Genomic DNA, 23,126 nt, shown 5'->3' on the forward strand with positions numbered 1-23,126 from the left:
CTGTTGACCTCAAGTTAACTCGAGCTCTTATAGTCCTGCCCGATCTTCCCCGCAACCGCTTTCCCTGATGATCGGAGCACTGCATGAACAAAAGGACGTTACTGGCCTGGGCTGGCGCTGTTGCAGGTGTGCTGGCCGCTGCCTATGCATTGGTCGGCAGTGGCTCGGCGCCGCCGGCTGCGGCGGCATGGCCGGCGACCAAGGTGGCGCTGGCCACGGCCGAGCAAGTGCAGCTGGCACGGCAGAACTTTGCCTCGGGGGAGCTGGAGGCGGTCAACCAGGTACAGGTGGCGGCCGAGACGGCGGGGCGCATCACCCGCATCGCCTTCGAGTCGGGGCAATGGGTGAGTGCAGGGCAATTGCTGGTACAGCTGAACGATGCCCCGGAGCAGGCCCTGCGCGTGCAGTTGCGCGCCAGGCTGCGCAATGCCGAAGTGGTGCTGCAGCGCAGCCGCAAGCTGCGCGCGGTGAACGCTGTGTCACAGGAGCTGCTCGACAATGCGGCCACCGCCGTGGACGTGGCCAGCGGTGAGTTGCAGCATGTCGAGGCGCTGATCGCGCAGAAGGCGATACGCGCGCCGTTTGCCGGCAAGCTCGGCATTCGCCGGGTGCATCAGGGCCAGTACCTGAGCGCCGGTGAGACCATCGCCAGCCTGGCCGACATCAGCCAGCTGCACGTCAATTTTTCCCTGGGCGAACAAGCCGCCCCCGAAGTGCACGTGGGGCAACTGCTGGCGCTGACGGTGGATGCGGTGCGCGGGCAGGACTTTCAGGCCCGGGTGGTCGCGGTGGACCCGGTGGTGAGCAAGGCGCGCCTGGTGCAGGTGCAGGCGGCCTTGCCGAACCCGGGCGGGCAGTTGCAGCCGGGCATGTACGCCGGCGTGCGCCTGGATGCCGCGCAGCCGTCAAGCGTGCTGGCCGTGCCGGAAACCGCGATCACCTACACCGCCTACGGGCAGACGGTGTTCGTCGCTACCCGGGACCCTGAACAGGGCACCCGGGTCAGCCGGGTGCGGGTGACTACCGGTGAGCGCTGGCAGGGGCGGGTGGAGATCACCTCAGGCCTGGCGCCCGGTGACCAGGTGGTGGTTTCCGGCCAGTTGAAACTGAGCGACGGCATGCCGGTCGAGCCTGTGGCGCAGGACAGCCTGCAAGCCAGCCAGGGAGGGCGGCAATCGTGAAGTTCACCGACCTCTTTGTCCGCCGCCCGGTGCTGGCGCTGGTGGTCAGCAGCCTGATCATCCTGCTGGGGCTGTTTGCCATGGGCAAGCTGCCGATCCGCCAGTACCCGCTGCTGGAAACCTCCACCATCACCATCAGCACCGAGTACCCGGGCGCCTCTGCCGAGCTGATGCAAGGCTTCGTGACCCAGCCGATCACCCAGGCGGTGTCGTCGGTCGAGGGCATCGACTACCTGTCCTCGTCGTCGCAGCAGGGGCGCAGCCTGATCACCTTGCGCATGGTGCTCAACCGCGATTCGACCCAGGCGCTTGCCGAGACCATGGCCAAGGTCAACCAGGTGCGCTATCGCCTGCCGGAAAAGGCCTATGACCCGGTGGTGGAGCTGTCGGCAGGTGACTCCACGGCGGTGGCCTACGTGGGCTTTGCCAGCGAAACCTTGTCGATACCCGAGCTGAGCGATTACCTGTCGCGGGTGGTGGAACCGCAGTTCTCCGGCATCGACGGTGTGGCCAAGGTGCAGTCGTTCGGCGGGCAGCGCCTGGCCATGCGCCTGTGGCTGGACAGCGAGCAGATGGCCGGGCGCGGGGTGACGGCCGCCGACGTGGCGCAGGCGGTGCGTGCCAACAACTACCAGGCGACGCCGGGGCAGGTGCGTGGGCAGTACGTGCTGGCCGATATCCAGGTGGACACCGATCTGACCCGGGTCGAGGACTTCCGCGAGCTGATCATCCGCAACGATGGCACCGACCTGGTGCGCCTGCGCGATGTCGGCACCGTCGAGCTGAGCGCGGCGGCCACCCAGACCAGCGCCACCATGAACGGCAAGCCCGCCGTGCACCTGGGGCTGTTCCCCACCCCGACCGGCAACCCGCTGGTGATCGTCGAGGGTATTCGCCAGCTGCTGCCGCAGATCCGCCAGACCCTGCCACCCGGGGTGGAGGTGGCGCTGGCCTACGAGACCGCGCGTTTCATCGACGCCTCGATCGACGAGGTGCTGCGCACCCTGGTGGAGGCCATGCTGATCGTGGTGCTGGTCATCTGGCTGTGCCTGGGTTCGCTGCGCAGCGTGGTGATCGCGGTGGTGGCCATTCCGCTGTCGATGCTCGGTGCGGCGGGCCTGATGCTGCTGTTCGGCTTCAGCCTGAACCTGCTGACCTTGCTGGCGATGGTGCTGGCCATCGGCCTGGTGGTGGACGATGCCATCGTGGTGGTGGAGAACGTGCACCGTCATATCGAAGAGGGCAAGTCGCCGATTGCCGCGGCGCTGGCCGGGGCACGGGAAATCGCCGGGCCGGTGATCGCCATGACCCTGACCCTGGCCGCCGTATACGCGCCGATCGGCTTGATGGGCGGGCTGACCGGCACGCTGTTCCGTGAGTTTGCCCTGACACTGGCGGGGGCGGTGATCGTTTCCGGCATCGTCGCGCTCACCCTGTCGCCGGTGATGAGCTCGCTGTTGTTGCAACCCGGCCAGCAGCATGGCGCCATGGCCAACATGGCCGACCGCCTGTTCGGCCTGCTGACCGGGGCCTATGGGCGAGTACTTGCCTACACCCTGTCGCATCGCTGGATCAGTGGTGGTGTGGCGCTTCTGGTGTGCCTGAGCCTGCCTTGGCTATACCTGCTGCCGCAGCGCGAGCTGGCCCCGCCAGAGGACCAGGCGGCGGTGCTGACGGCCATCAAGTCGCCGCAGCATGCCAGCCTGGATTATGTGGAGCGCTTTGCCCTGAAGCTGGACCAGGTGATGAAGTCCCTCGCCGAAACCACCGACACCTGGATCATCAACGGCACCGACGGCCCGGCCGCCAGTTTCGGCGGCATCAACCTCAGCGCCTGGCAGGCCCGCGAGCGTTCCGCCGCGCAGGTGCAGGCGCAGTTGCAGCAGGCCGTGGCGGACATCGAGGGCAGCAGCATCTTCGCCTTTCAGGTGGCCTCGCTGCCGGGCTCCAGCGGTGGTTTGCCGGTGCAGATGGTGTTGCGCAGCGCACAGGATTACCCCGAGCTGTACCAGACCATGGAGGTGATCAAGCAGCGTGCCCGCGGCAGCGGCCTGTTCAGCGTGGTGGACAGCGACCTCGACTACAACAACCCGGTGGTCAAGGTGCGCATCGACCGCGCCAAGGCGGCCAGCCTGGGCATCAGCATGCAGGCCATCGGCGAGTCGCTGGGCGTGCTGGTGGGCGAACAGTACCTCAACCGCTTCGCCCTGTTCGGGCGCTCCTACGACGTGATCCCGCAAAGCATCCAGGACCAGCGCCTGACGCCGGCGGCGCTGAACCGCCAGTACGTGCGCGCCGAAAACGGCAGCCTGGTGCCGCTGGCCACGGTGGTGCACCTGGACATCGAAGTGGCGCCCAACCGCTTGCTGCAGTTCGACCAGCAGAACGCCAGTACCCTGCAGGCGATCCCGGCGCCCGGTGTGTCGATGGGTAATGCCGTGGCATTTCTCGAACAGCTTGCCGCCGAACTGCCACCTGGCTTCAGCCATGACTGGCAATCGGAGTCGCGTCAGTACGTGCAAGAGGGCTTTGCCCTGATGTGGGCGTTTCTCGCCGCCCTGGTGGTGATCTACCTGGTGCTGGCCGCGCAGTACGAAAGCCTGGTGGACCCGCTGATCATCCTGGTGACCGTGCCGCTGTCGATCTGCGGTGCGCTGCTGCCGCTGGCGCTGGGCTGGGCCACGCTGAACATCTACACGCAGATCGGCCTGGTGACCCTGATCGGCCTGATCAGCAAGCACGGCATCCTGATGGTGGAGTTCGCCAACGAGATCCAGGTGCGTGACAACCTCGACCGTGCCGCCGCCATCGTCCGCGCCGCGCAGATACGCCTGCGGCCGGTGCTGATGACCACAGCGGCGATGACCTTCGGCGTGCTGCCGCTGCTGTTCGCCACCGGCGCCGGGGCCAACAGCCGCTTTGGCCTGGGGGTGGTGATCGTGTGCGGGATGCTGGTGGGGACCTTGTTTACCCTGTTTGTGCTGCCGACGATCTATGCCTTGCTGGCGCGCGATCATCGGGTGACCACGGTGCGGGGGCAGCAGTTGGCGGAGGCTGAGCGGGTGTTGGGCGTGTGAGGAGGAAACAGGGCCATCGGGGCTGCTGCGCAGCCCATCGCCGGCAAGCCAGCTCCCACCTCGATCGCATTGCCCTCAAGCCATGCGCTATCTCTGTGGGAGCTGGCTTGCCGGCGATGGGCCGCATAGCGGCCCCGATTGCCCGATCAGGACGGCGACCGGTCGCGGCGCATCTGGGTAACCAGGGTAAAGCGATCATCCGGGTGCACCGTCTCGGACACCGCCATCAGGTCGCCGTTTTCCTCGCGGTAATGGCGAATGATCTTCAGCCCCGGCGCGCCTGCCTCGGCCTTCAGCACCCGGGCCATTTCCGCACTCAGCAACACTGCCCGCACCTGCTGGTCGACCACCGCGATCGCCCGGCCATAGTGCTGCTCGATCAGCCCCGCAATCAGCTGGTCGGGGTGCTCGCGGGCCAACTCGATGACCTCGGCATAGTCGCGCTGCGCGTACACATCGGTCCAGCACAGCGGCGCCGCGTTGTGCACGCGGTCGACACGGATGCTCGACACGCAGAAGTAGTGCTCGCCCGGAACCAGCCCCAGCCGCGCCGCCTCGCTCAGGTCGGCGACGAAGTGGCGCACGTCCTGGATTTCCCGTTGCTGGGTTTCCGCCAGGTGCGCCAGGTCCGCCACGCTGGCCAGTGACTGCGAGTAGCCACCGCGCGGGCTGCTGGCCTCCACCCGGGTACCCACGCGCTTGCGCCGCGATACCAGCCCTTGGTTGAGCAACTGGTTGATCGCCGCGCGCACCGTGTGTCGGCTCACATCGTACAGGTCGCACAGCTCGAACTCGGTCGGCAGCAGGCTGCCCACCGGGTAGCGGCCGCTGGCGATGCCTTCCATCAAGTCCTTTGCCACGGTGGTATAGCGCGTCGGGTTCATACCTTTGGTCTGTCTCGCGAATTTCATCGGTTGACAGTGTAACAGCGGCAGGGCAAGAATTATGTACGTACATAACAAATATGTACGATCAAAAAACAACATTTCAGGATCCCTGCCCATGTCCACCACCGTTTTCGATTCCACCCTGTTCCGTGACATGTTCGGCACTGCCGAAATGCGCGCGGTGTTCTCCGACAAATCGGTGATCGAGCGTTACATCGAAGTCGAAGTGGCCCTGGCCAAGGCCGAAGCGCGCTGCGGCGTCATCCCTGCCGAAGCCGCAGCGCAAATTGCCGAGTTGTCGCGCTACGAGGCGCTGGATCTGGCATTGATGCAGCACGAAACCGAAATCGTCGGCTATCCGATCCTGCCGCTGGTCGAGCAGCTGTCGAAGCTGTGTGGCGAGGCCGGCCGCTACGTTCATTGGGGCGCCACCACCCAGGACATCATGGACACCGCCGTGGTCCTGCAGGTGCGCGCAGCCCTGGCCATCGTCGCGCGTGACATCCAGACCGTGCGCGGCCTGCTGGCCGAACTGGCGCAGCGCTACCGTGACACGCCGATGGCCGGCCGCACCCACCTGCAGCACGCGCTGCCCATCACTTTCGGCTACAAGTGCGCGGTGTGGCTGAGCATGTTCGACCGTCACGCCGAGCGCTTGGCGCAGCTGCGCCCGCGAGTGGAAGTGGGGCAGTTTGCCGGTGCTGCCGGTACCCTGGCGTCGCTGGGTGACAAGGGCCTGGAAGTGCAGGCCGCACTGATGGACGAACTGGGCCTGGGCGTGCCGCAGGCTACCTGGCACGTGGCCCGGGATGGCCTGGCCGAAACCCTGAACTTCCTCGGCCTGGTCAGCGCCTCTTTGGGCAAGGTGGCACTGGATATCATGATGATGATGACCAGCGAGTTGGGTGAAGCTTACGAGCCGTTCGTCAAAGGGCGGGGCGCCAGCAGCACCATGCCGCAGAAGCGTAACCCGATTTCCTGCGAGTTGATGTACGCCGCCGCCAAGGGTGTGCGTCAGCAGGCCGGGCTGATGCTCGACGCCATGATCCAGGACTTCGAGCGCTCCACTGGCCCGTGGCAGGCCGAGTGGATCGCCATCCCCGAAGCCTTCGCCCTGACCGGCGCCTCGCTGGGCCAGGCGTGCTTCATGCTGGCTGGCCTGGACGTGCGTACTGAGCGCATGCGCAAGAACCTCGACATGACCCAGGGCCTGATCGTGGCCGAAGCGGTGATGATGGGCCTGGCACCGGCGCTGGGCCGCCAGGTGGCGCACGACGTGGTCTATGCCGCCTGCCGCATGGCCAATGACCAAGGCATAAGCCTGCTGGAAGCGTTGAAGGCCCAGGGGCAGGCCGCCGCTCGCCTGGACCTGGCAACCCTCGAGCAGCTGTGCAACCCGGCCAACTACCTGGGCCTGGCACCTCAGATGGTCGACCAGGCCCTGGCTCGCCAGGGCGCAGTCGCCCGCTGATACGCCTGGGGCCCGGCCTGCCCGGGCTCCGACCTGAGACCCCGTACAAGAACAATGAGAACGCTACCATGGTTTCCACGTCGAAAAAGCCGCTGTACAAGGACCTGACCTTCCAGGTGCTCGCCGCGATGCTGCTGGGCATCGCCTTCGGTTTCCTTGCCCCCGAACTCGCTGCCAAGTTCAAGATACTCGGGGACATCTTTCTCAAGCTGATCAAGACTGCCGTCGCGCCGCTGGTGTTCTTCACCGTGGTCCACGGCATTGCCTCGGCCGGTGATATCAAACGGGTCGGCAAGGTAGGCTGGCGCGCGCTGGTGTACTTCGAACTGCTGTCTACCTTTGCCCTGGCTCTGGGTCTGCTCTGGGGCAACCTGATCGGCATCGGCTCGGGCATGCATGGTGCACACGCCAGCAGTGCCGCCTCGGCGGCAGCCAGCGCTGCGGTTGCCAAAGGCCATGCGCCGAGTTCGACCATGGACTTCATCTATGGCATCTTCCCCGACAACTTCGTCGGTGCCTTCGCCGGTGGCCAGTTGCTGCAGGTGCTGGTGATCGCCGTGCTGTTCGGCTTCGCCCTGCTGGCCTTGAAGCATGAGCGCCGGGCGGTGATCGAGGACGGCTTGAACCGGGTATCGGAGTGCTTCTTCGAGTTCATCAACCTGATCATGAAGTTCGCCCCGCTGGGGGCGTTCGGCTCGGTAGCCTATGCGGTGGGCAGCAATGGTTCGGCTGTGCTGATATCGCTGGCCAACCTGGTGCTGATGTTCTATGTGGCGATCGCCTTCTTCCTGTTCGTGGTGCTGGGGGCCGTGTGCCGGTTGTCGGGTTTCAGCCTGTGGCGCTTCCTGAAGTACATCAAGGACGAGATCTTCATCGTGCTTGGTACGGCCTCGTCCGAAAGTGCGTTGCCACGGCTGCTTCAGAAGCTCGAGCGCTTTGGCTGCTCGAAGCAGAGCGTGGGCCTGGTGTTGCCGACCGGTTATGCCTTCAACCTGGATGGCACCTCGATCTACATGTCGATGTGTGTGCTGTTCATTGCCAATGCCTACGGTGTGCCGCTGGGTTGGGAACAGCAGTTGGGGATTCTGGCGATCATGCTGGTGACCTCCAAGGGGGCGGCGGCAGTATCGGGGGGCAGTTTCGTGGTATTCGCCGCCACCGTGACCGCCATCGGCGTGCTGCCGGTGGAAGGGCTCGCGTTACTGTTTGGCGTGTACCGCTTCATGTCCATGGCCATGGCTACTTGCAACACTATTGGTAATAGCGTGGCGACAGTGGTGGTGGCCAAGTGGGCGGGGGAGTTTACCGAGCAGACGGCGCGTGAGGAGTATTCGCGAGTGCTGGGGCGGGCTCCCGGGGCAGCGCTCTGAGCAGGCATATCAAACCTGTGCAGGCAGGCTCATATGCAGCAAGGGGAACGGCCGGCCTTCGCCATCCAGCGGTGAACGGCCGGTCTGGATGAAACCATAGTGCCGGTAGAACCCCACCGCCTGCGGATTCTGCTCGTTGACATCGACGCTCATCACGCTGTGCTTCTGGCGGCCGAAGTCCAGCAGCGCGCGGCCTATGCCCTGGCCATGGCGCTCGGGGGCGACGAAGAGCATTTCCACGTGGTTGCCATTGAAACCGATGAAGCCCAGCGGGCGGTCTTCGGTGTCAACCGCGACCCAGAGCTCGACGGCCTGGAAGTAGACGTCGCGCAATTGCGGCAGTAGCGCGTCGATGTCGGACGCTTGCAGAAAGTGGTGCGTGGCGCGCACGGCGCGCAGCCAGATATCGAGCAGTTGCGGGTGGTCTGCAGCGATGCTTTGGCGAATGATCATGGAGCCATGCCTGGGGAGACCGGGAGGAAAAAAGGGTACCCGGATTGTGTGGGGCGGGGCAATGGACGGTGGGGCAGGGCATCAGCTGATGTGTTGCCCGGGCCGGCCCTTTCGCGGGTAAACCCGCTCCCACAAGTACGGCACTGCCCTCGAGCCCGGCGCCGTACCTGTGGGAGCGGGTTTACCCGCGAACATGGGCGAAGCCCGTGCCATCGATGGGCTCGACTGCAATCCACGTCGATAGTTAGAAGCCTGCCTCCAGGCCCAGCAGGTCCTGCACCGTCTGCCTGCGGCGAATCATCCGTAGCGCTCCATCCTCGATCAGGAACTCCGGCAGCAACGGCCGGCTGTTGTAGTTCGACGACATCGACGCGCCATAGGCCCCGGCGTCGTGGATCACCAGCAGGTCACCCACCTGCGCCTGGGGCAGGTCGTGCGGGGTCAGTTCCTGGTCATCCTGGGTAAACACATCACCCGACTCGCACAGCGGCCCGGCCACCACGGTCGGCTGCCGTGGGCGGTCAACCGGCTGGCCGTCGGCGTCGAGCAGGGTCATGCGGTGGTAGGCCCCGTACATCGCCGGGCGCATCAGGTCGTTGAAACCGGCATCGATCATGACGAAGGTATTGCGGCCCACCTGCTTCACGGCGCGTACCTCGGCTACCAGGTAGCCCGATTCCGCCACCAGGAAGCGCCCTGGCTCGATCTCCATGCGCACGGGGTGGCCCAGCATCGCTTCGATCTCCTTGCGGGCCACGGCCCAGGTCCGGGCGTAGCGTTGCAGGTCGACCGGCTTGTCGCTGCTGCGGTACGGGGTGGAAAGGCCGCCGCCAATGGAGAACGCCTCGATGTCCACGCCCAGGCGGCCGATCAGCTCGATCATCGAGCGCGCCACTTGCTCCAGATGCTGGTAGTCCACCCCCGAGCCGATGTGCATGTGCACCCCTACCAGGTGCAGGCCATGGGTTTTCACGCAGGCCAGCGCTTCACCCAGCTCTTCGTGCCAGATGCCGTGCTTGCTGTTCTCGCCGCCGGTGTTGGTCTTGCGGCTGTGGCCATGGCCGAAGCCGGGGTTGATGCGGATCCACACGCGGTGGCCGGGCGAGCGTTCACCCAGTTGGCGCAGCATGTCGATGGAACCGGCGTTGACTTCGATCTTCGAGGCCACCACCCGCTCCAGGGTCGGCCGGTCCAGCGCGTCGCAGGTCAGCACCACGCCGGCAGGGTCGCCATCCACGCTGGCGCCCGCGGCAAAAGCCCGCTCCATTTCGCCCAGCGACACTGCGTCCAGCACCAGGCCGTGGGCGCGCATCAGGCGCAGCACATGCAGGTTGGGGTTGGCCTTCTGGGCGAAGCGCACGGTGTCGAACACCTTCAGCTGTTCGACACGCTCGGCGATGGTGCCGGCGTCGTAGGCCCACAGCGGCGAGCCGTGCTGGCGGACAGCATCGGCCAGAAGAGTGAAGGGTGCAGTCATGGGTGGCGCTACTCATATAAGGAAGACCACGAGAATGAGCCAAAGCAGGAATTCAGAAAAATAGCTATTTTTCTGTCAGCCATTCATATCTGATATGACCATTGCCGACTTGCCAGGTGTTGCCCGTGAAACTGTCCGTCCGCCATATCGAAGTGTTCCGCGCCATCATGGCCGCTGGCAGCGTCACCGGTGCGGCGCGCCTGCTGTTCACCTCGCAGCCCACCGTCAGCCGCGAACTGGCGCGGCTGGAGCAGGTAACCGGGCTGAACCTGTTCGAGCGCGAAGGTGGCCGCCTGGTGGCGACGGCTCAGGCGCTGCTGTTGATCGAGGAGGTTGAGCGGGCCTACGTAGGGCTGGAGCGCATAGACCGCTTTGCCCAGGCCATCCGCAATTTCGAGCAGGGCCGGCTGGCCATTACCTGCCTGCCGCTGTTTTCCCAGACCTTGCTGCCCAAGGCTTGCCAGCGCTTTCACCAGCAGCACCGGGGCGTGAGCGTGAGTATCTTGGCACAGGAGTCGCCGTTGCTGGAGGAGTCGCTGGTTGCCCAGCAGCATGACCTGGGCCTGACCGAGGTAGAACAGATACCGCGTGGCGCCTACGGCGAATTGCTGTTCAGCGCCAACATGGTGTGCGTGCTGCCCGACGGGCACCCGTTGCAGGCCAGGGCCGAGCTGGAGCTGAGCGATTTCCACGAGGTCGACTTCATCAACCTGGCCAGCCTGGACACCTACCGGCAGCGCCTGGACCAGCACTTTCGCGCGGCAGGGGTGAATCGCCGCACGGTCATCGAGACCACCAGTGCTGCCTCGGTGTGCGCCATGGTCAGGCAAGGCCTGGGGGTGGCGATCATCAACCCGCTGAGCGGGCTGGAGGCGGCGCAGGGCGGGTTGCCGATCCGGCGGTTGCGGGTGTCGGTGCCGTACCAGGTGATGCTGATCAGGCCGGACCACCGGCCGGCGTCGGCGGCAGTGGAGCCGTTTTGCCAGGCGTTGCGGGTGCAGGCTCGGGAGATGCAGCAGGCGCTGGCATGATCGTTGTGGGGGAACTGCCTTGCACAAAACCTAAAAACTGGCGCGATCACTGTGGGAGCGGGCAAGCCCGCGAAGCAGGCGACGCGATGGATGGCACCGGCTGTGCCGGTGTTCGCGGGCATGCCCGCTCCCACAGGGGCAGCGCCGGTATTCAGTCCGTCACAGCTCGCAGACGAAGGTGCCGGTCCCGGCCAGGATGTTCTCCAGGGTTTCCTTCACTTCATCCATGTCACTCAACTCGCTGGTCAGGTTGATCTCCAGCACTTCATCCCCCTTCAGCGCATCCCGGTCGCCGGCCGCCACTTCGATCAGCAGGCGCTTGGCGCTCAGGGTCACTTTCAGGCCATCCAGCGTCGACGGCTCGTCATCCAGGGTCAGGTCGACGGTGTCTTCGTCCGGGTAGCGGGTCAGCAGGAACATCTGACCCTTGTCGCTGTGGCAGCACAGGGTCGCCATGTTGTCTTCCTCGTCATCGCAAGGGGTGGCGAACAGCAGGGCAGTATTGATTTGCATGGACAAGGCTCGGATCAAAGGAAACGGAAGGGAATTCTGACAGTCTTGCCGACAGGCATAAACGTAAAGTTACCCCCCCTTGACCGAAATTGTCGCAGCGCTGCAAGCCTTGATGACCGATCAGTCGTTAAGCTTCGGCGAGCCCTGGGCGTGCCTGCGCACGTTCAACGCCTGGTTTTACCGTCCGCCTTGCCACGGGTTGGCTATCGTTGATCCGTACACGGCGCACGCAGCGACGCTTCAATTATTACAAAGCCCAAGCGGAGTACCACAGATGGCGTTCTTCACCGCAGCCAGCAAAGCCGACTTCCAGCATCAACTGCAAGCGGCCCTGGCGCAGCACATCAGCGAACAGTCCCTGCCACAAGTCGCGCTGTTCGCCGAGCAGTTCTTCGGCATCATCTCTCTGGACGAACTCACCCAACGCAGGCTTTCCGACCTGGCCGGCTGCACCCTGTCAGCCTGGCGCATCATCGAGCGTTTCGACCCCGAATACCCGCAAGTACGGGTGTACAACCCCGATTACGAACGCAATGGCTGGCAATCGACCCACAGCGTGGTCGAAGTGCTGCACCACGACCTGCCGTTCCTGGTCGACTCGGTACGCACCGAGCTCAACCGCCGCGGCTACAGCATCCACACCTTGCAGACCACCGTGCTCAGCGTGCGCCGCGGCGCCAAGGGCGAGCTGCTTGAACTGCTGCCCAAGGGCACCCAGGGCGAGGGCGTACGCCATGAGTCGCTGATGTACCTGGAGATCGACCGTTGCGCCAACGCCGCCGAGCTGACGGTCCTGGCCCGCGAGATCGAGCAGGTGCTGGCCGAGGTGCGGGTGGTGGTTGCCGACTTCGAACCGATGAAGGCCAAGCTGCGTGAAGTGGTGGCGGAGGTGGAGCAGACCGCCTTTGGCCCGGCGCAGCACGAAAAGGGCGAGGTGAAGGCTTTTCTCGAGTGGCTGCTGGACAACCACTTCACCTTCCTGGGCTATGAAGAATTCACCGTAAAGGGCGACGCCGATGGCGGCCAGATGGTCTACGACGAGCAGTCGTTCCTCGGCCTGCCGCGCCGCCTGCGCGTGGGCCTGACGAGCGACGAGCTGCGCATCGAAGACTATGCCGTGGCCTACCTCAACGAACCGTTGCTGCTGTCGTTCGCCAAGGCCGCGCTGCCAAGCCGCGTACACCGCCCGGCCTACCCGGACTACGTGTCGATCCGCCAGCTGGACGCCGATGGCAAGGTGATCAAGGAACACCGCTTCATGGGCCTGTACACCTCGTCGGTGTACGGCGAAAGCGTGCATGCCATCCCTTATATCCGGCAGAAGGTCACCGAAGTCGAGCGCCGCTCGGGCTTCGATCCCAAGGCCCACCTGGGCAAGGAACTGGCCCAGGTGCTGGAAGTGCTGCCGCGCGACGACCTGTTCCAGACCCCGGTCGACGAGCTGTTCAGCACCGTCATGTCGATCGTGCAGATCCAGGAACGCAACAAGATCCGCGTGTTCCTGCGCAAGGACCCGTACGGCCGCTTCTGCTACTGCCTGGCCTATGTACCGCGGGAAATCTACTCCACCGAAGTGCGGCAGAAGATCCAGCAGGTGCTGATGGAGCGCCTGAAGGCCAGCGACTGCGAGTTCTGGACCTTCTTCTCCGAGTCGGTGCTGGCCCGTGTGCAGCTGATTTTGCGGGTAGACCCGAAAAACCGCATCGACATCGACCCGCAGCAGCTGGAACGCGAAGTGATCCAGGCCTGCCGTTCGTGGCATGACGACTACTCGGCACTGGTGATCGAGAACTTCGGCGAAGCCCAGGGCACCAACATCCTCGCCGACTTCCCCAAAGGTTTCCCGGCCGGCTACCGCGAGCGCTTCGCCGCGCACTCGGCAGTGGTCGACCTGCAGCACGTGCTGAACCTGTCGGAAAGCAAGCCGCTGGCGATGAGCTTCTACCAGCCGCTGACCCAGGTCGGCGAGCGCACCCTGCACTGCAAGCTGTACCACGCCGACACGCCGCTGGCGCTGTCCGACGTGCTGCCGATCCTGGAGAACCTTGGCCTGCGCGTGCTCGGCGAGTTCCCGTACCGCCTGCGCCATGCCAGTGGCCGCGGCTACTGGATCCACGACTTCGCCTTCACATACAGCGAAGGCCTGAGCCTGGACATCCAGCAGCTCAACGACACCCTGCAGGATGCCTTCATCCACATCGTCCGCGGCGATGCCGAGAACGACGCCTTCAACCGCCTGGTGCTGACCGCCGGCCTGCCATGGCGCGACGTGGCGCTGCTGCGCGCCTACGCCCGTTACCTGAAGCAGATTCGCCTGGGCTTCGACCTGGGCTACATCGCCAGCACCCTGAACAACCACACCGACATCGCCCGCGAGCTGACCCGGTTGTTCAAGACCCGCTTCTACCTGGCGCGCAAGCTCACCCAGGAGGACCTGGATGACAAGCAACTGCGCCTGGAGCAAGCCATCCTGACCGCGCTGGACGACGTGCAGGTGCTCAACGAAGACCGCATCCTGCGCCGCTACCTGGACCTGATCAAGGCCACTCTGCGCACCAACTTCTACCAGCCGGACGCCAACGGCCACAACAAGTCGTACTTCAGCTTCAAGTTCAACCCCAAGCTGATCCCCGAACTGCCTAAACCAGTGCCCAAGTTCGAGATCTTCGTCTACTCGCCACGGGTCGAAGGCGTGCACCTGCGCTTTGGCAACGTCGCCCGCGGCGGCCTGCGCTGGTCCGACCGTGAGGAAGACTTCCGCACCGAGGTGCTGGGCCTGGTGAAAGCCCAGCAGGTGAAGAACTCGGTCATCGTGCCGGTCGGTGCCAAGGGCGGCTTCCTGCCGCGCCGCCTGCCGCTGGGCGGCAGCCGTGACGAGATCGCCGCCGAAGGCGTGGCGTGCTACCGCATCTTCATTTCCGGCCTGCTCGACATCACCGACAACCTCAAGGACGGTGGCGTGGTACCGCCGGCCAACGTGGTGCGCCATGACGATGACGACCCGTACCTGGTGGTGGCGGCCGACAAGGGCACCGCAACCTTCTCGGACATCGCCAACGGCATCGCCATCGACTACGGCTTCTGGCTGGGCGACGCCTTCGCCTCGGGCGGCTCGGCCGGTTACGACCACAAGAAGATGGGTATTACCGCGCGCGGCGCCTGGGTGGGCGTGCAGCGCCACTTCCGCGAGCGCGGCATCAATGTGCAGGAAGACCCGATCACCGTCATTGGCGTCGGCGACATGGCCGGCGACGTGTTCGGCAACGGCCTGCTGATGTCCGACAAGCTGCAACTGGTGGCGGCGTTCAACCACCTGCACATCTTCATCGACCCGAACCCGGAGCCAGCCGCAAGCTTTGCCGAACGCAAGCGCCTGTTCGACCTGCCGCGCTCGGCCTGGAGCGACTACGACACCAGCATCATGTCCGAAGGCGGCGGGATCTTCCCGCGCAGTGCCAAGAGCATCGCCATCAGCCCGCAGATGAAAGAGCGCTTCGCCATCGAAGCCGACCGCCTGACCCCGACCGAGCTGCTCAATGCGCTGCTCAAGGCACCGGTAGACCTGCTGTGGAACGGTGGCATCGGTACCTACGTCAAGGCCAGCACCGAGAGCCACGCCGACGTCGGCGACAAGGCCAACGACGCGCTGCGGGTCAATGGCAACGAACTGCGCTGCAAGGTGGTGGGCGAGGGCGGCAACCTGGGCATGACCCAGCTTGGCCGGGTCGAGTTCGGCCTGCATGGCGGCGCCACCAACACCGACTTCATCGACAACGCCGGCGGCGTGGACTGCTCCGACCACGAGGTCAACATCAAGATCCTGCTCAACGAAGTGGTGCAGGGCGGCGATATGACCGAGAAGCAGCGCAACCAGCTGCTGGGCAGCATGACCGACGAAGTGGCCGGCCTGGTGCTGGGCAACAACTACAAGCAGACCCAGGCGTTGTCGCTGGCGGCCCGCCGTGCCCGCGAGCGGATTGCCGAGTACAAGCGCCTGATGGCCGACCTGGAGGCCCGAGGCAAGCTGGACCGCGCCATCGAGTTCCTGCCGTCCGAAGAGCAGTTGGCCGAGCGCCTGGCCGCCGGCCAGGGCCTGACCCGCGCCGAGCTGTCGGTGCTGATCTCGTACAGCAAGATCGACCTCAAGGAACAGCTGCTCAAGTCGCTGGTGCCGGACGACGACTACCTGACCCGCGACATGGAAACCGCCTTCCCGCCGTCGCTGGTCAGCAAATTTGCCGAATCCATGCGCCGCCACCGCCTGAAGCGCGAAATCGTCAGCACCCAGATCGCCAACGACCTGGTCAACAACATGGGCATCACCTTCGTCCAGCGCCTGAAGGAGTCGACCGGCATGAGCCCGGCCAACGTGGCCGGGGCCTATGTGATCGTGCGCGACATCTTCCACCTGCCGCACTGGTTCCGCCAGATCGAGGCACTGGACTACCAGGTGCCGGCGGAAATCCAGCTGACCCTGATGGACGAGCTGATGCGCCTGGGCCGCCGTGCCACCCGCTGGTTCCTGCGCAGCCGCCGCAACGAGCAGGACGCCGGGCGCGACACCGCGCACTTCGGGCCGAAGATCGCGCAACTGGGGCTCAAGCTCGACGAGTTGCTCGAAGGCCCGACCCGCGAGCGCTGGATGGTGCGCTACCAGGGCTTCGTCGAGGCTGGTGTGCCGGAGTTGCTGGCGCGCATGGTGGCTGGCACTACCCACCTGTACACCCTGTTGCCGATCATCGAGGCCTCGGATGTTACCGGCCATGACCCGGCGCAGGTGGCCAAGGCGTTCTTCGCCGTGGGCAGCGCACTGGACCTGACCTGGTACCTGCAGGAAATCAGCAACCTGCCGGTGGAGAACAACTGGCAGGCGCTGGCCCGCGAGGCGTTCCGCGACGACATCGACCTGCAGCAGCGGGCGATCACCATCTCGGTACTGCAGATGGCCGATGCGCCGGAAGACATGGACGCCCGCGTGGCGCTGTGGGCCGAGCAGCACCGGGTGATGGTGGAGCGCTGGCGCGCCATGCTGGATGACCTGCGCAATGCCACCGGTACCGACTATGCGATGTACGCGGTGGCCAACCGCGAGCTGGTCGACCTGGCCATGAGCGGGCAGGCGGCAGTGGTGCCGTCCTGAGCCATGAGCTGAAATGAAAAGCCCCGGCAGTGATGCCGGGGCTTTTTTGTATGCCTGTGCTGGCCTCTTCGCGGGCATGCCCGCTCCTACAGGTCCCCACCAACCTTGAGTCTTGTGCGATACCTGTGGGAGCGGGCGCGCCCGCGAAGAGGCCGGTACAGGCTTACTTGAACCTGCGCTCCACCCCTTTTTCCACCAGAATCTTCGCCGAAATCTCCTCCACCGAAAAATGCGTGGAATTGATGTTGGGAATGTTTTCCCGGCGGAACAGGTTTTCCACCTCGCGCACTTCGAACTCGCACTGGGCAAAGCTGGAATAGCGGCTGTTGGGCTTGCGCTCGTGGCGGATGGCGGTGAGGCGGTCGGGGTCGATGGTCAGGCCGAACAGCTTGTTGTGGTGCTTTTTCAGCACCGCCGGCAGCTGCAGGCGCTCCATGTCGTCCTCGGTCAGCGGGTAGTTGGCGGCGCGGATGCCGAACTGCATGGCCATGTACAGGCAGGTGGGGGTCTTGCCGCAGCGCGATACGCCTACCAGGATCAGGTCGGCCTTGTCGTAGTAGTGAGTGCGCGCGCCATCGTCGTTGTCCAGGGCGAAATTCACCGCCTCGATGCGTTCCATGTAGTTGGAATTGCCGCCAATGGAGTGCGACTTGCCGACGGAATACGACGAATGGGCAGTCAATTCCTGTTCAAGCGGGGACAAAAACGAAGAAAAGATGTCGATCATGAAGCCATTCGAGGTAGCCAGGATCTCACGGATGTCCTGATTGACGATGGTGTCGAAGATGATCGGGCGTACACCATCACGCTCGGCCGCGGCGTTGATCTGCTGGACCATGGTCCGCGCCTTTTCCGGCGAATCGATGTAGGGACGGGTGAATTTATTGAACGGAATGCTCTCGAATTGAGCGAGCAGACTCTGGCCCAGGGTTTCGGCAGTGATGCCGGTGCCGTCGGAGATGAAGAACGCGGTTCGTTTCATTTGCGATCTGGGCCTTAAGCTGATGACGTTTCTTGGATATGATAAGTTCGGTTTGCCGAATGCGGCTGTCGGCATTCTCACTTATTTTCCAGGTACAGGCCACAAGCGTCCGGCCAAGTCAACGAAGGCAGGCGGGCGCCCTTGAGCTTTTCCAATACAGTTAGTGGAGAGATCACCTTGGTAGAGTACGTAGTTTCCCTCGATAAGCTCGGCGTCCATGATGTGGAGCATGTGGGGGGCAAGAACGCATCCCTGGGCGAGATGATCAGCAACCTCGCAGGTGCTGGTGTATCGGTGCCGGGCGGCTTTGCCACTACGGCGCAGGCGTACCGCGATTTTCTCGAACAGAGTGGTCTCAACGACCGTATCCACGCCGCGCTCGACGCACTCGACGTGGATGACATCAACGCCCTGACCAAGACCGGCGCGCAGATTCGCCAGTGGGTCATGGAAGCCGACTTCCCGGCCCGCCTGGATTCGGAAATCCGTACGGCCTTCGCCGAAATGGCTGCCGGCAACGACAACATGGCAGTTGCCGTGCGCTCCTCGGCCACCGCCGAAGACCTGCCGGACGCCTCGTTCGCCGGCCAGCAGGAAACCTTCCTCAACATCCGCGGCGTCGACAACGTGATCCGCGCGGCCAAGGAAGTGTTCGCCTCGCTGTTCAACGACCGTGCCATCGCCTACCGCGTGCACCAGGGCTTCGACCACAAGCTGGTGGCCCTGTCCGCCGGCGTGCAGCGCATGGTCCGCTCCGAAACCGGCACCGCCGGCGTCATGTTCACCCTCGACACCGAGTCGGGCTTCCGCGACGTGGTGTTCATCACCGGCGCCTACGGCCTGGGCGAAACCGTCGTGCAGGGTGCGGTCAACCCTGACGAATTCTACGTGCACAAACAAACCCTGGAGGCCGGCCGCCCGGCCATCCTGCGCCGCAACCTGGGCAGCAAGGCGATCAAGATGGTCTACGGCGAAGAAGCCAAGGCCGGCCGTTCGGTCAAGACCGTCGAAGTGGACCGCGCCGAGCGCGCGCGCTTCTGCCTGACCGATGCCGAGGTCAGCGAGCTGGCCAAGCAGGCCATGATCATCGAGAAGCACTACCAGCGCCCGATGGACATCGAATGGGCCAAGGACGGTGACGACGGCAAGCTGTACATCGTCCAGGCGCGCCCCGAGACGGTGAAGAGCCGCTCCAGCGCCAACGTCATGGAACGCTACCTGCTGAAAGAGAAGGGCACCGTACTGGTCGAAGGCCGCGCCATTGGCCAGCGCATCGGCGCCGGCAAGGTCCGCGTGATCAACGACGTATCGGAAATGGACAAGGTCCAGCCGGGCGACGTGCTGGTCTCCGACATGACCGACCCGGACTGGGAACCGGTGATGAAGCGCGCCAGCGCCATCGTCACCAACCGTGGCGGGCGTACCTGCCACGCGGCGATCATCGCCCGTGAGCTGGGCATTCCGGCTGTGGTCGGCTGCGGCAACGCCACCCAGGTGCTGAAAGACGGCCAGGGCGTGACCGTATCCTGCGCCGAAGGCGATACCGGCTTCATCTTCGAGGGCGAGCTGGGCTTCGACGTCAAGCAGAACTCGGTCGACGCCATGCCTGACCTGCCGTTCAAGATCATGATGAACGTCGGCAACCCGGACCGTGCGTTCGATTTCGCCCAGTTGCCCAACGCCGGTGTCGGCCTGGCGCGCCTGGAGTTCATCATCAACCGCATGATCGGCGTGCACCCCAAGGCACTGCTGAACTACGCAGGCCTGCCAGCCGACCTGAAGGACAGCGTCGACAAGCGCATCGCCGGCTACAACGACCCGGTCGGCTTCTACGTCGAGAAGCTGGTCGAAGGCATCAGCACCCTGGCTGCGGCCTTCTACCCGAAAAAGGTCATCGTGCGCCTGTCGGACTTCAAGTCCAACGAGTACGCCAACCTGATCGGCGGCAAGCTGTACGAGCCGGAAGAAGAAAACCCGATGCTGGGCTTCCGTGGCGCTTCGCGCTACATCAGCGAATCGTTCCGTGACTGCTTCGAGCTCGAGTGCCGTGCGCTCAAGCGCGTGCGCAACGAGATGGGCCTGACCAACGTCGAGATCATGGTGCCGTTCGTACGCACCCTGGGTGAAGCCAGCCAGGTCGTCGACCTGCTTGCCGAAAACGGCCTGGCCCGCGGCGAAAACGGCCTGCGCGTGATCATGATGTGCGAACTGCCGTCCAACGCCATCCTCGCCGAAGAGTTCCTGGAATACTTCGACGGCTTCTCGATCGGCTCCAACGACCTGACCCAGCTGACCCTGGGCCTGGACCGTGACTCCGGCATCATCGCCCACCTGTTCGACGAGCGTAACCCTGCGGTGAAGAAGCTGCTGGCCAACGCCATTGCCGCGTGCAACAAGGCTGGCAAGTACATCGGCATCTGCGGCCAGGGCCCGTCGGACCACCCGGACCTGGCCAAGTGGCTGATGGAACAGGGCATCGACAGCGTGTCGCTGAACCCGGACTCGGTACTCGAAACCTGGTTCTACCTGGCCGAAGGGCAGGGCGCGGTCTGATGCAGTAAAACGCGGGGGTACGTCTGGCGCACCCCCGCCTGGTTTTTTCCAGGGCGAGCTCCAGCAATGGATCCCGCCCTTTTTTGTGCACCAAGCAACCTTATGCAAAGCAGCAGCACTCTATTCCCCGTGGCCCTGCTCAGTGCCGAACGCCGCGGCGACCTCAGCGAAGACGTGTACCGGATCAAGGCCGGCAACAGCCCTGACCCCAGCGTCGAGCTGGCTGTCACCCGCCTGGGGCTGGCCGATCAGGGCCAGGCCCAGGGCGTGCCGGTCATTCTCCTGCACGGCAGCTTCTCCAACCGCCGCTTCTGGTACTCGCCCAAAGGGGTTGGCCTGGGGGCCTATCTCGCCCGCGCCGGCTTCGATGTGTGGATCCCGGAAATGCGCGGCCACGGCCTGTCGCCGCGTAACCATGACTGGAAGCACAACAGCGTTGCCGCCTATGCCCGCGATGACCTGCCGCTGATTGCCGCGTTCGTGCGCGAGCAATCGGGCCAGGCGCCGCACTGGGTCGGCCATTCCCTGGGTGGTACGACCCTGGCGGCAGCGCTGGGCGGTGGTTTTCTGCCTGCCGAGCAGGTGGCCAGCGTGGCGCTGTTCGGTACCCAGATCAGCCGCGTGTACTGGCCGTTGAAGGTGCCGCCGCTGGCCTGGGGGGCGAAGCTGCTGCTCAAGCGCTGGGGGCAGATTTCCGGGCCGCGTTTCAAGCGTGGGCCGGAGGATGAGCCGATCGGCCTGGCCCTGGAGAGCATGCGCTGGCATGGCCTGTTCGGGCGCTTTGGCGACAGGCAGAGCGACTGGTGGGCGGGGCTGGCCGAGGTGGATGTGCCGCTGCTGGCGGTGGCTGGTGCGGGGGACTTCCAGGACCCGGTGTGGGCCTGCCGCAAGCTGTTCGAGCAATTGGGCGGTGAGCGCAAGCAGTTTTTGCGGCTGGGGCTCGAGGAAGGCTTCGAGGCTTTCGGGCATGTCGACATGCTGGTGAGCAAGGCCGCGCAGGTGCAGGTGTGGCCGCTGGTGGAGCGTTGGCTGCGGGATCCGCTGGTGCCGGTGCATGAATCCACGGTGGCGGCGGAGCCTGTGCCCATCAGTTGATTCTGCTGTGTCTGGACTGGCCCTATCGCCGGCAAGCCAGCTCCCACAGGAGTACCACTAGCCTGAAGCCAGCGGGGTCCTGTGGGAGCTGGCTTGCCGGCGATAGGGCCGGTACAGGCAAAACACAACTGACTGCTTGGTCCCGGATGACTGCAATGGGCTCTACGGTGTAGCCTTGGCCGATACCCGCTTTCGTTGTGACTGACAGGAGCTTCCCATGCAGCATTACGTTACGCCCGACCTGTGTGATGCCTACCCGGACCTGGTGCAGGTGCTGGAACCGATGTTCAGCAATTTCGGCGGCCGCGATTCGTTCGGCGGCCAGATCGTCACCATCAAGTGCTTCGAAGACAACTCGCTGGTCAAGGAGCAGGTCGAACTCGATGGCAAGGGCAAGGTCCTGGTCGTCGATGGTGGTGGCTCGCTGCGCCGCGCACTGCTCGGCGACATGCTCGCCGAAAAGGCTGCCAAGAACGGCTGGGAAGGCCTGGTGATCTACGGCTGCGTGCGTGACGTCGACGTGCTGATCCAGACCGACGTCGGCGTGCAGGCCCTGGCCAGCCACCCGATGAAAACCGACAAGCGCGGCATCGGCGACCTCAACGTGGCAGTGACCTTCGCCGGGGTGACCTTCCGCCCGGGCGAGTACGTGTATGCCGACAACAATGGCGTGCTGGTCTCGCCAAGCCCGCTGAAAATGCCGGAGTGATGCGCCGCCCGCGCTGATGGAGCTTTGATGTTCGAGGAAGACAACGCGCAGTGGGGGCTGGTACACGCCCTGGTGCTCGATGGCAAAGGCGGCGCGCGCTCGATTGCCCGTACCGAGCTGGATGACCTGCAGCTGCAACCCGAGCAGAGCCTGTGGCTGCACTGGGACCGCAGCCATCCGCAAACCCGCACCTGGCTGCTGCACGACAGCGGCCTGAGCGCATTCGCCTGCGAGCTGCTGCTGGAAGAAAATACCCGGCCGCGCCTGCTGCCCATGGCCGATGAACAGTTGTTGCTGTTCCTGCGTGGGGTCAACCTCAACCCGGGTGCAGAGCCTGAAGACATGGTCTCGGTGCGCATCTTCGCCGAGGCGCAGCGGGTCATCTCGCTGCGCCTGCGGCCGTTGCGCGCCAGTGACGAGATTCTCCAGCAGCTCGAAGAGGGCAGGGGCCCGAAATCGGCTTCCGAGCTGTTGCTGCTGATGGGCGAACTGCTGACCGAAAAGGTCCAGGGCCTGGTCAGCGACCTGTCCGAACTGGTCGACCTGGAAGAAGAAAAGGTCGAATCCGACGAACGGTATACCCCAGAGAATGGCTGCCTGCAGCAGATCCGCCGGCGTGCCGCCGGTCTGCGGCGTTTCCTGGCGCCGCAGCGGGAGATCTACGCCCAGCTGTCGCGTAGCAAATGGAGCTGGTTCGTCGATGCCGACGCCGATTACTGGAACGAGCTGAACAACAGCCTGATCCGCTACCTCGAAGAGCTGGAACTGACCCGCGAGCGGGCCGCCCTGGTGCTGGAAAGCCAGGATCGCCGGCGCAGCGAGCGCATGAACCGCACCATGTACCGCTTCGGCATCATCACCTGCATCTTCCTGCCCATGAGCTTCATCACCGGGCTGCTGGGCATCAATGTCGGCGGCATCCCGGGGGCGGAAAACCCCTATGGCTTCCTGTTTGCCTGCATCGTCGTGCTGGGGCTGGCGGTGGGGCAGTGGTGGCTGTTCCGGCGGTTGCGGTGGGTATAGATGCTCATTGACCTGCACCGGCCCTATCGCCGGCAAGCCAGCTCCCACAGGTACACCACAGGTTTCAAGGCTTGTGGTACCCCTGTGGGAGCTGGCTTGCCGGCGATAGGGCCAGTGCAGGCAAGCGCCATTCATTTTGAAACACTCGTCCCAATGCGATGTGT

The 23,126-nt window shown here is 64.6% G+C and carries 15 protein-coding genes; 10 read left to right on the forward strand and 5 right to left on the reverse strand.

Features of this window, described 5'->3' with window-relative positions; all coding sequences use genetic code 11:
- Positions 1-83 precede the first annotated feature (83 nt).
- Positions 84-1,181 carry an efflux RND transporter periplasmic adaptor subunit gene (locus CAG22_RS17810; RefSeq protein WP_085589278.1) on the forward strand — a complete coding sequence of 366 codons (1,098 nt, stop codon included), beginning with the start codon at positions 84-86 and terminating at the stop codon, positions 1,179-1,181.
- On the forward strand, positions 1,178-4,258 hold the full coding sequence (locus CAG22_RS17815; protein WP_085705878.1) for a MexW/MexI family multidrug efflux RND transporter permease subunit: 3,081 nt from the start codon (positions 1,178-1,180) through the stop codon (positions 4,256-4,258). Before CAG22_RS17810 ends, CAG22_RS17815 begins: the two co-directional genes overlap by 4 nt.
- Positions 4,259-4,404: 146 nt before the next feature.
- Here the strand turns inward: CAG22_RS17815 and CAG22_RS17820 are convergent, their stop codons facing one another.
- Positions 4,405-5,142 carry a GntR family transcriptional regulator gene (locus CAG22_RS17820; RefSeq protein WP_085589282.1) on the reverse strand — a complete coding sequence of 246 codons (738 nt, stop codon included), beginning with the start codon at positions 5,140-5,142 and terminating at the stop codon, positions 4,405-4,407.
- Positions 5,143-5,260: 118 nt separating this feature from the next.
- Between CAG22_RS17820 and CAG22_RS17825 the strand changes: the two genes are divergently transcribed.
- Complete coding sequence (locus CAG22_RS17825) at positions 5,261-6,616, forward strand: adenylosuccinate lyase family protein (protein WP_085589284.1); 1,356 nt, start codon at positions 5,261-5,263, stop codon at positions 6,614-6,616.
- Positions 6,617-6,684: 68 nt separating this feature from the next.
- On the forward strand, positions 6,685-7,986 hold the full coding sequence (locus CAG22_RS17830; protein ID WP_085589286.1) for a cation:dicarboxylate symporter family transporter: 1,302 nt from the start codon (positions 6,685-6,687) through the stop codon (positions 7,984-7,986).
- Between the two features lie 9 nt (positions 7,987-7,995).
- On the opposite strand, the gene CAG22_RS17835 is transcribed toward CAG22_RS17830, so the two are convergent.
- Together CAG22_RS17835 and lysA are read right to left on the reverse strand one after the other, a co-directional pair.
- Positions 7,996-8,439 (reverse strand): acetyltransferase, encoded by a 444-nt coding sequence (locus tag CAG22_RS17835; RefSeq protein ID WP_085589288.1) that lies wholly within the window; start codon positions 8,437-8,439, stop codon positions 7,996-7,998.
- 244 nt (positions 8,440-8,683) lie between these two features.
- The gene (gene lysA / locus CAG22_RS17840) at positions 8,684-9,916 is read right to left on the reverse strand and encodes a diaminopimelate decarboxylase (RefSeq protein WP_085705879.1); all 1,233 of its coding nucleotides are present in this window, start codon (positions 9,914-9,916) and stop codon (positions 8,684-8,686) included.
- A gap of 125 nt (positions 9,917-10,041) precedes the next feature.
- Here lysA and CAG22_RS17845 point away from each other — a divergent pair, with 125 nt between their 5' ends.
- A complete protein-coding gene (locus CAG22_RS17845; RefSeq protein ID WP_015269490.1) occupies positions 10,042-10,947 on the forward strand; it encodes a LysR family transcriptional regulator in 906 nt (301 codons plus the stop codon).
- Between the two features lie 159 nt (positions 10,948-11,106).
- Here CAG22_RS17845 and CAG22_RS17850 read toward each other — a convergent pair whose 3' ends face one another.
- Positions 11,107-11,460, reverse strand: coding sequence for a hypothetical protein (locus CAG22_RS17850; protein WP_013971664.1), 354 nt, complete (start codon positions 11,458-11,460; stop codon positions 11,107-11,109).
- 274 nt (positions 11,461-11,734) lie between these two features.
- Between CAG22_RS17850 and CAG22_RS17855 the strand changes: the two genes are divergently transcribed.
- A complete protein-coding gene (locus tag CAG22_RS17855; RefSeq protein ID WP_085589292.1) occupies positions 11,735-16,600 on the forward strand; it encodes an NAD-glutamate dehydrogenase in 4,866 nt (1,621 codons plus the stop codon).
- A 163-nt stretch (positions 16,601-16,763) separates the two neighbouring features.
- Here the strand turns inward: CAG22_RS17855 and CAG22_RS17860 are convergent, their stop codons facing one another.
- A complete protein-coding gene (locus CAG22_RS17860) occupies positions 16,764-17,582 on the reverse strand; it encodes a pyruvate, water dikinase regulatory protein (protein WP_024086557.1) in 819 nt (272 codons plus the stop codon).
- 177 nt (positions 17,583-17,759) lie between these two features.
- Here CAG22_RS17860 and ppsA point away from each other — a divergent pair, with 177 nt between their 5' ends.
- The 4 genes from ppsA (at position 17,760) to CAG22_RS17880 (ending at position 22,962) form a co-directional block, all read left to right on the forward strand.
- Positions 17,760-20,135, forward strand: coding sequence for a phosphoenolpyruvate synthase (gene ppsA, locus CAG22_RS17865; protein ID WP_075044190.1), 2,376 nt, complete (start codon positions 17,760-17,762; stop codon positions 20,133-20,135).
- A 102-nt stretch (positions 20,136-20,237) separates the two neighbouring features.
- A complete protein-coding gene (locus CAG22_RS17870; protein WP_256582439.1) occupies positions 20,238-21,230 on the forward strand; it encodes an alpha/beta fold hydrolase in 993 nt (330 codons plus the stop codon).
- A 217-nt stretch (positions 21,231-21,447) separates the two neighbouring features.
- A complete protein-coding gene (rraA, locus tag CAG22_RS17875) occupies positions 21,448-21,939 on the forward strand; it encodes a ribonuclease E activity regulator RraA (protein ID WP_021785500.1) in 492 nt (163 codons plus the stop codon).
- 27 nt (positions 21,940-21,966) lie between these two features.
- Positions 21,967-22,962, forward strand: a complete 996-nt coding sequence (locus tag CAG22_RS17880; protein WP_063913854.1) for a zinc transporter ZntB — start codon at positions 21,967-21,969, stop codon at positions 22,960-22,962.
- Positions 22,963-23,126 lie beyond the last annotated feature (164 nt).

The organism is Pseudomonas sp. B8(2017), from assembly GCF_002113575.1.
In the GTDB taxonomy this organism is placed as follows: domain Bacteria; phylum Pseudomonadota; class Gammaproteobacteria; order Pseudomonadales; family Pseudomonadaceae; genus Aquipseudomonas; species Aquipseudomonas putida_Z.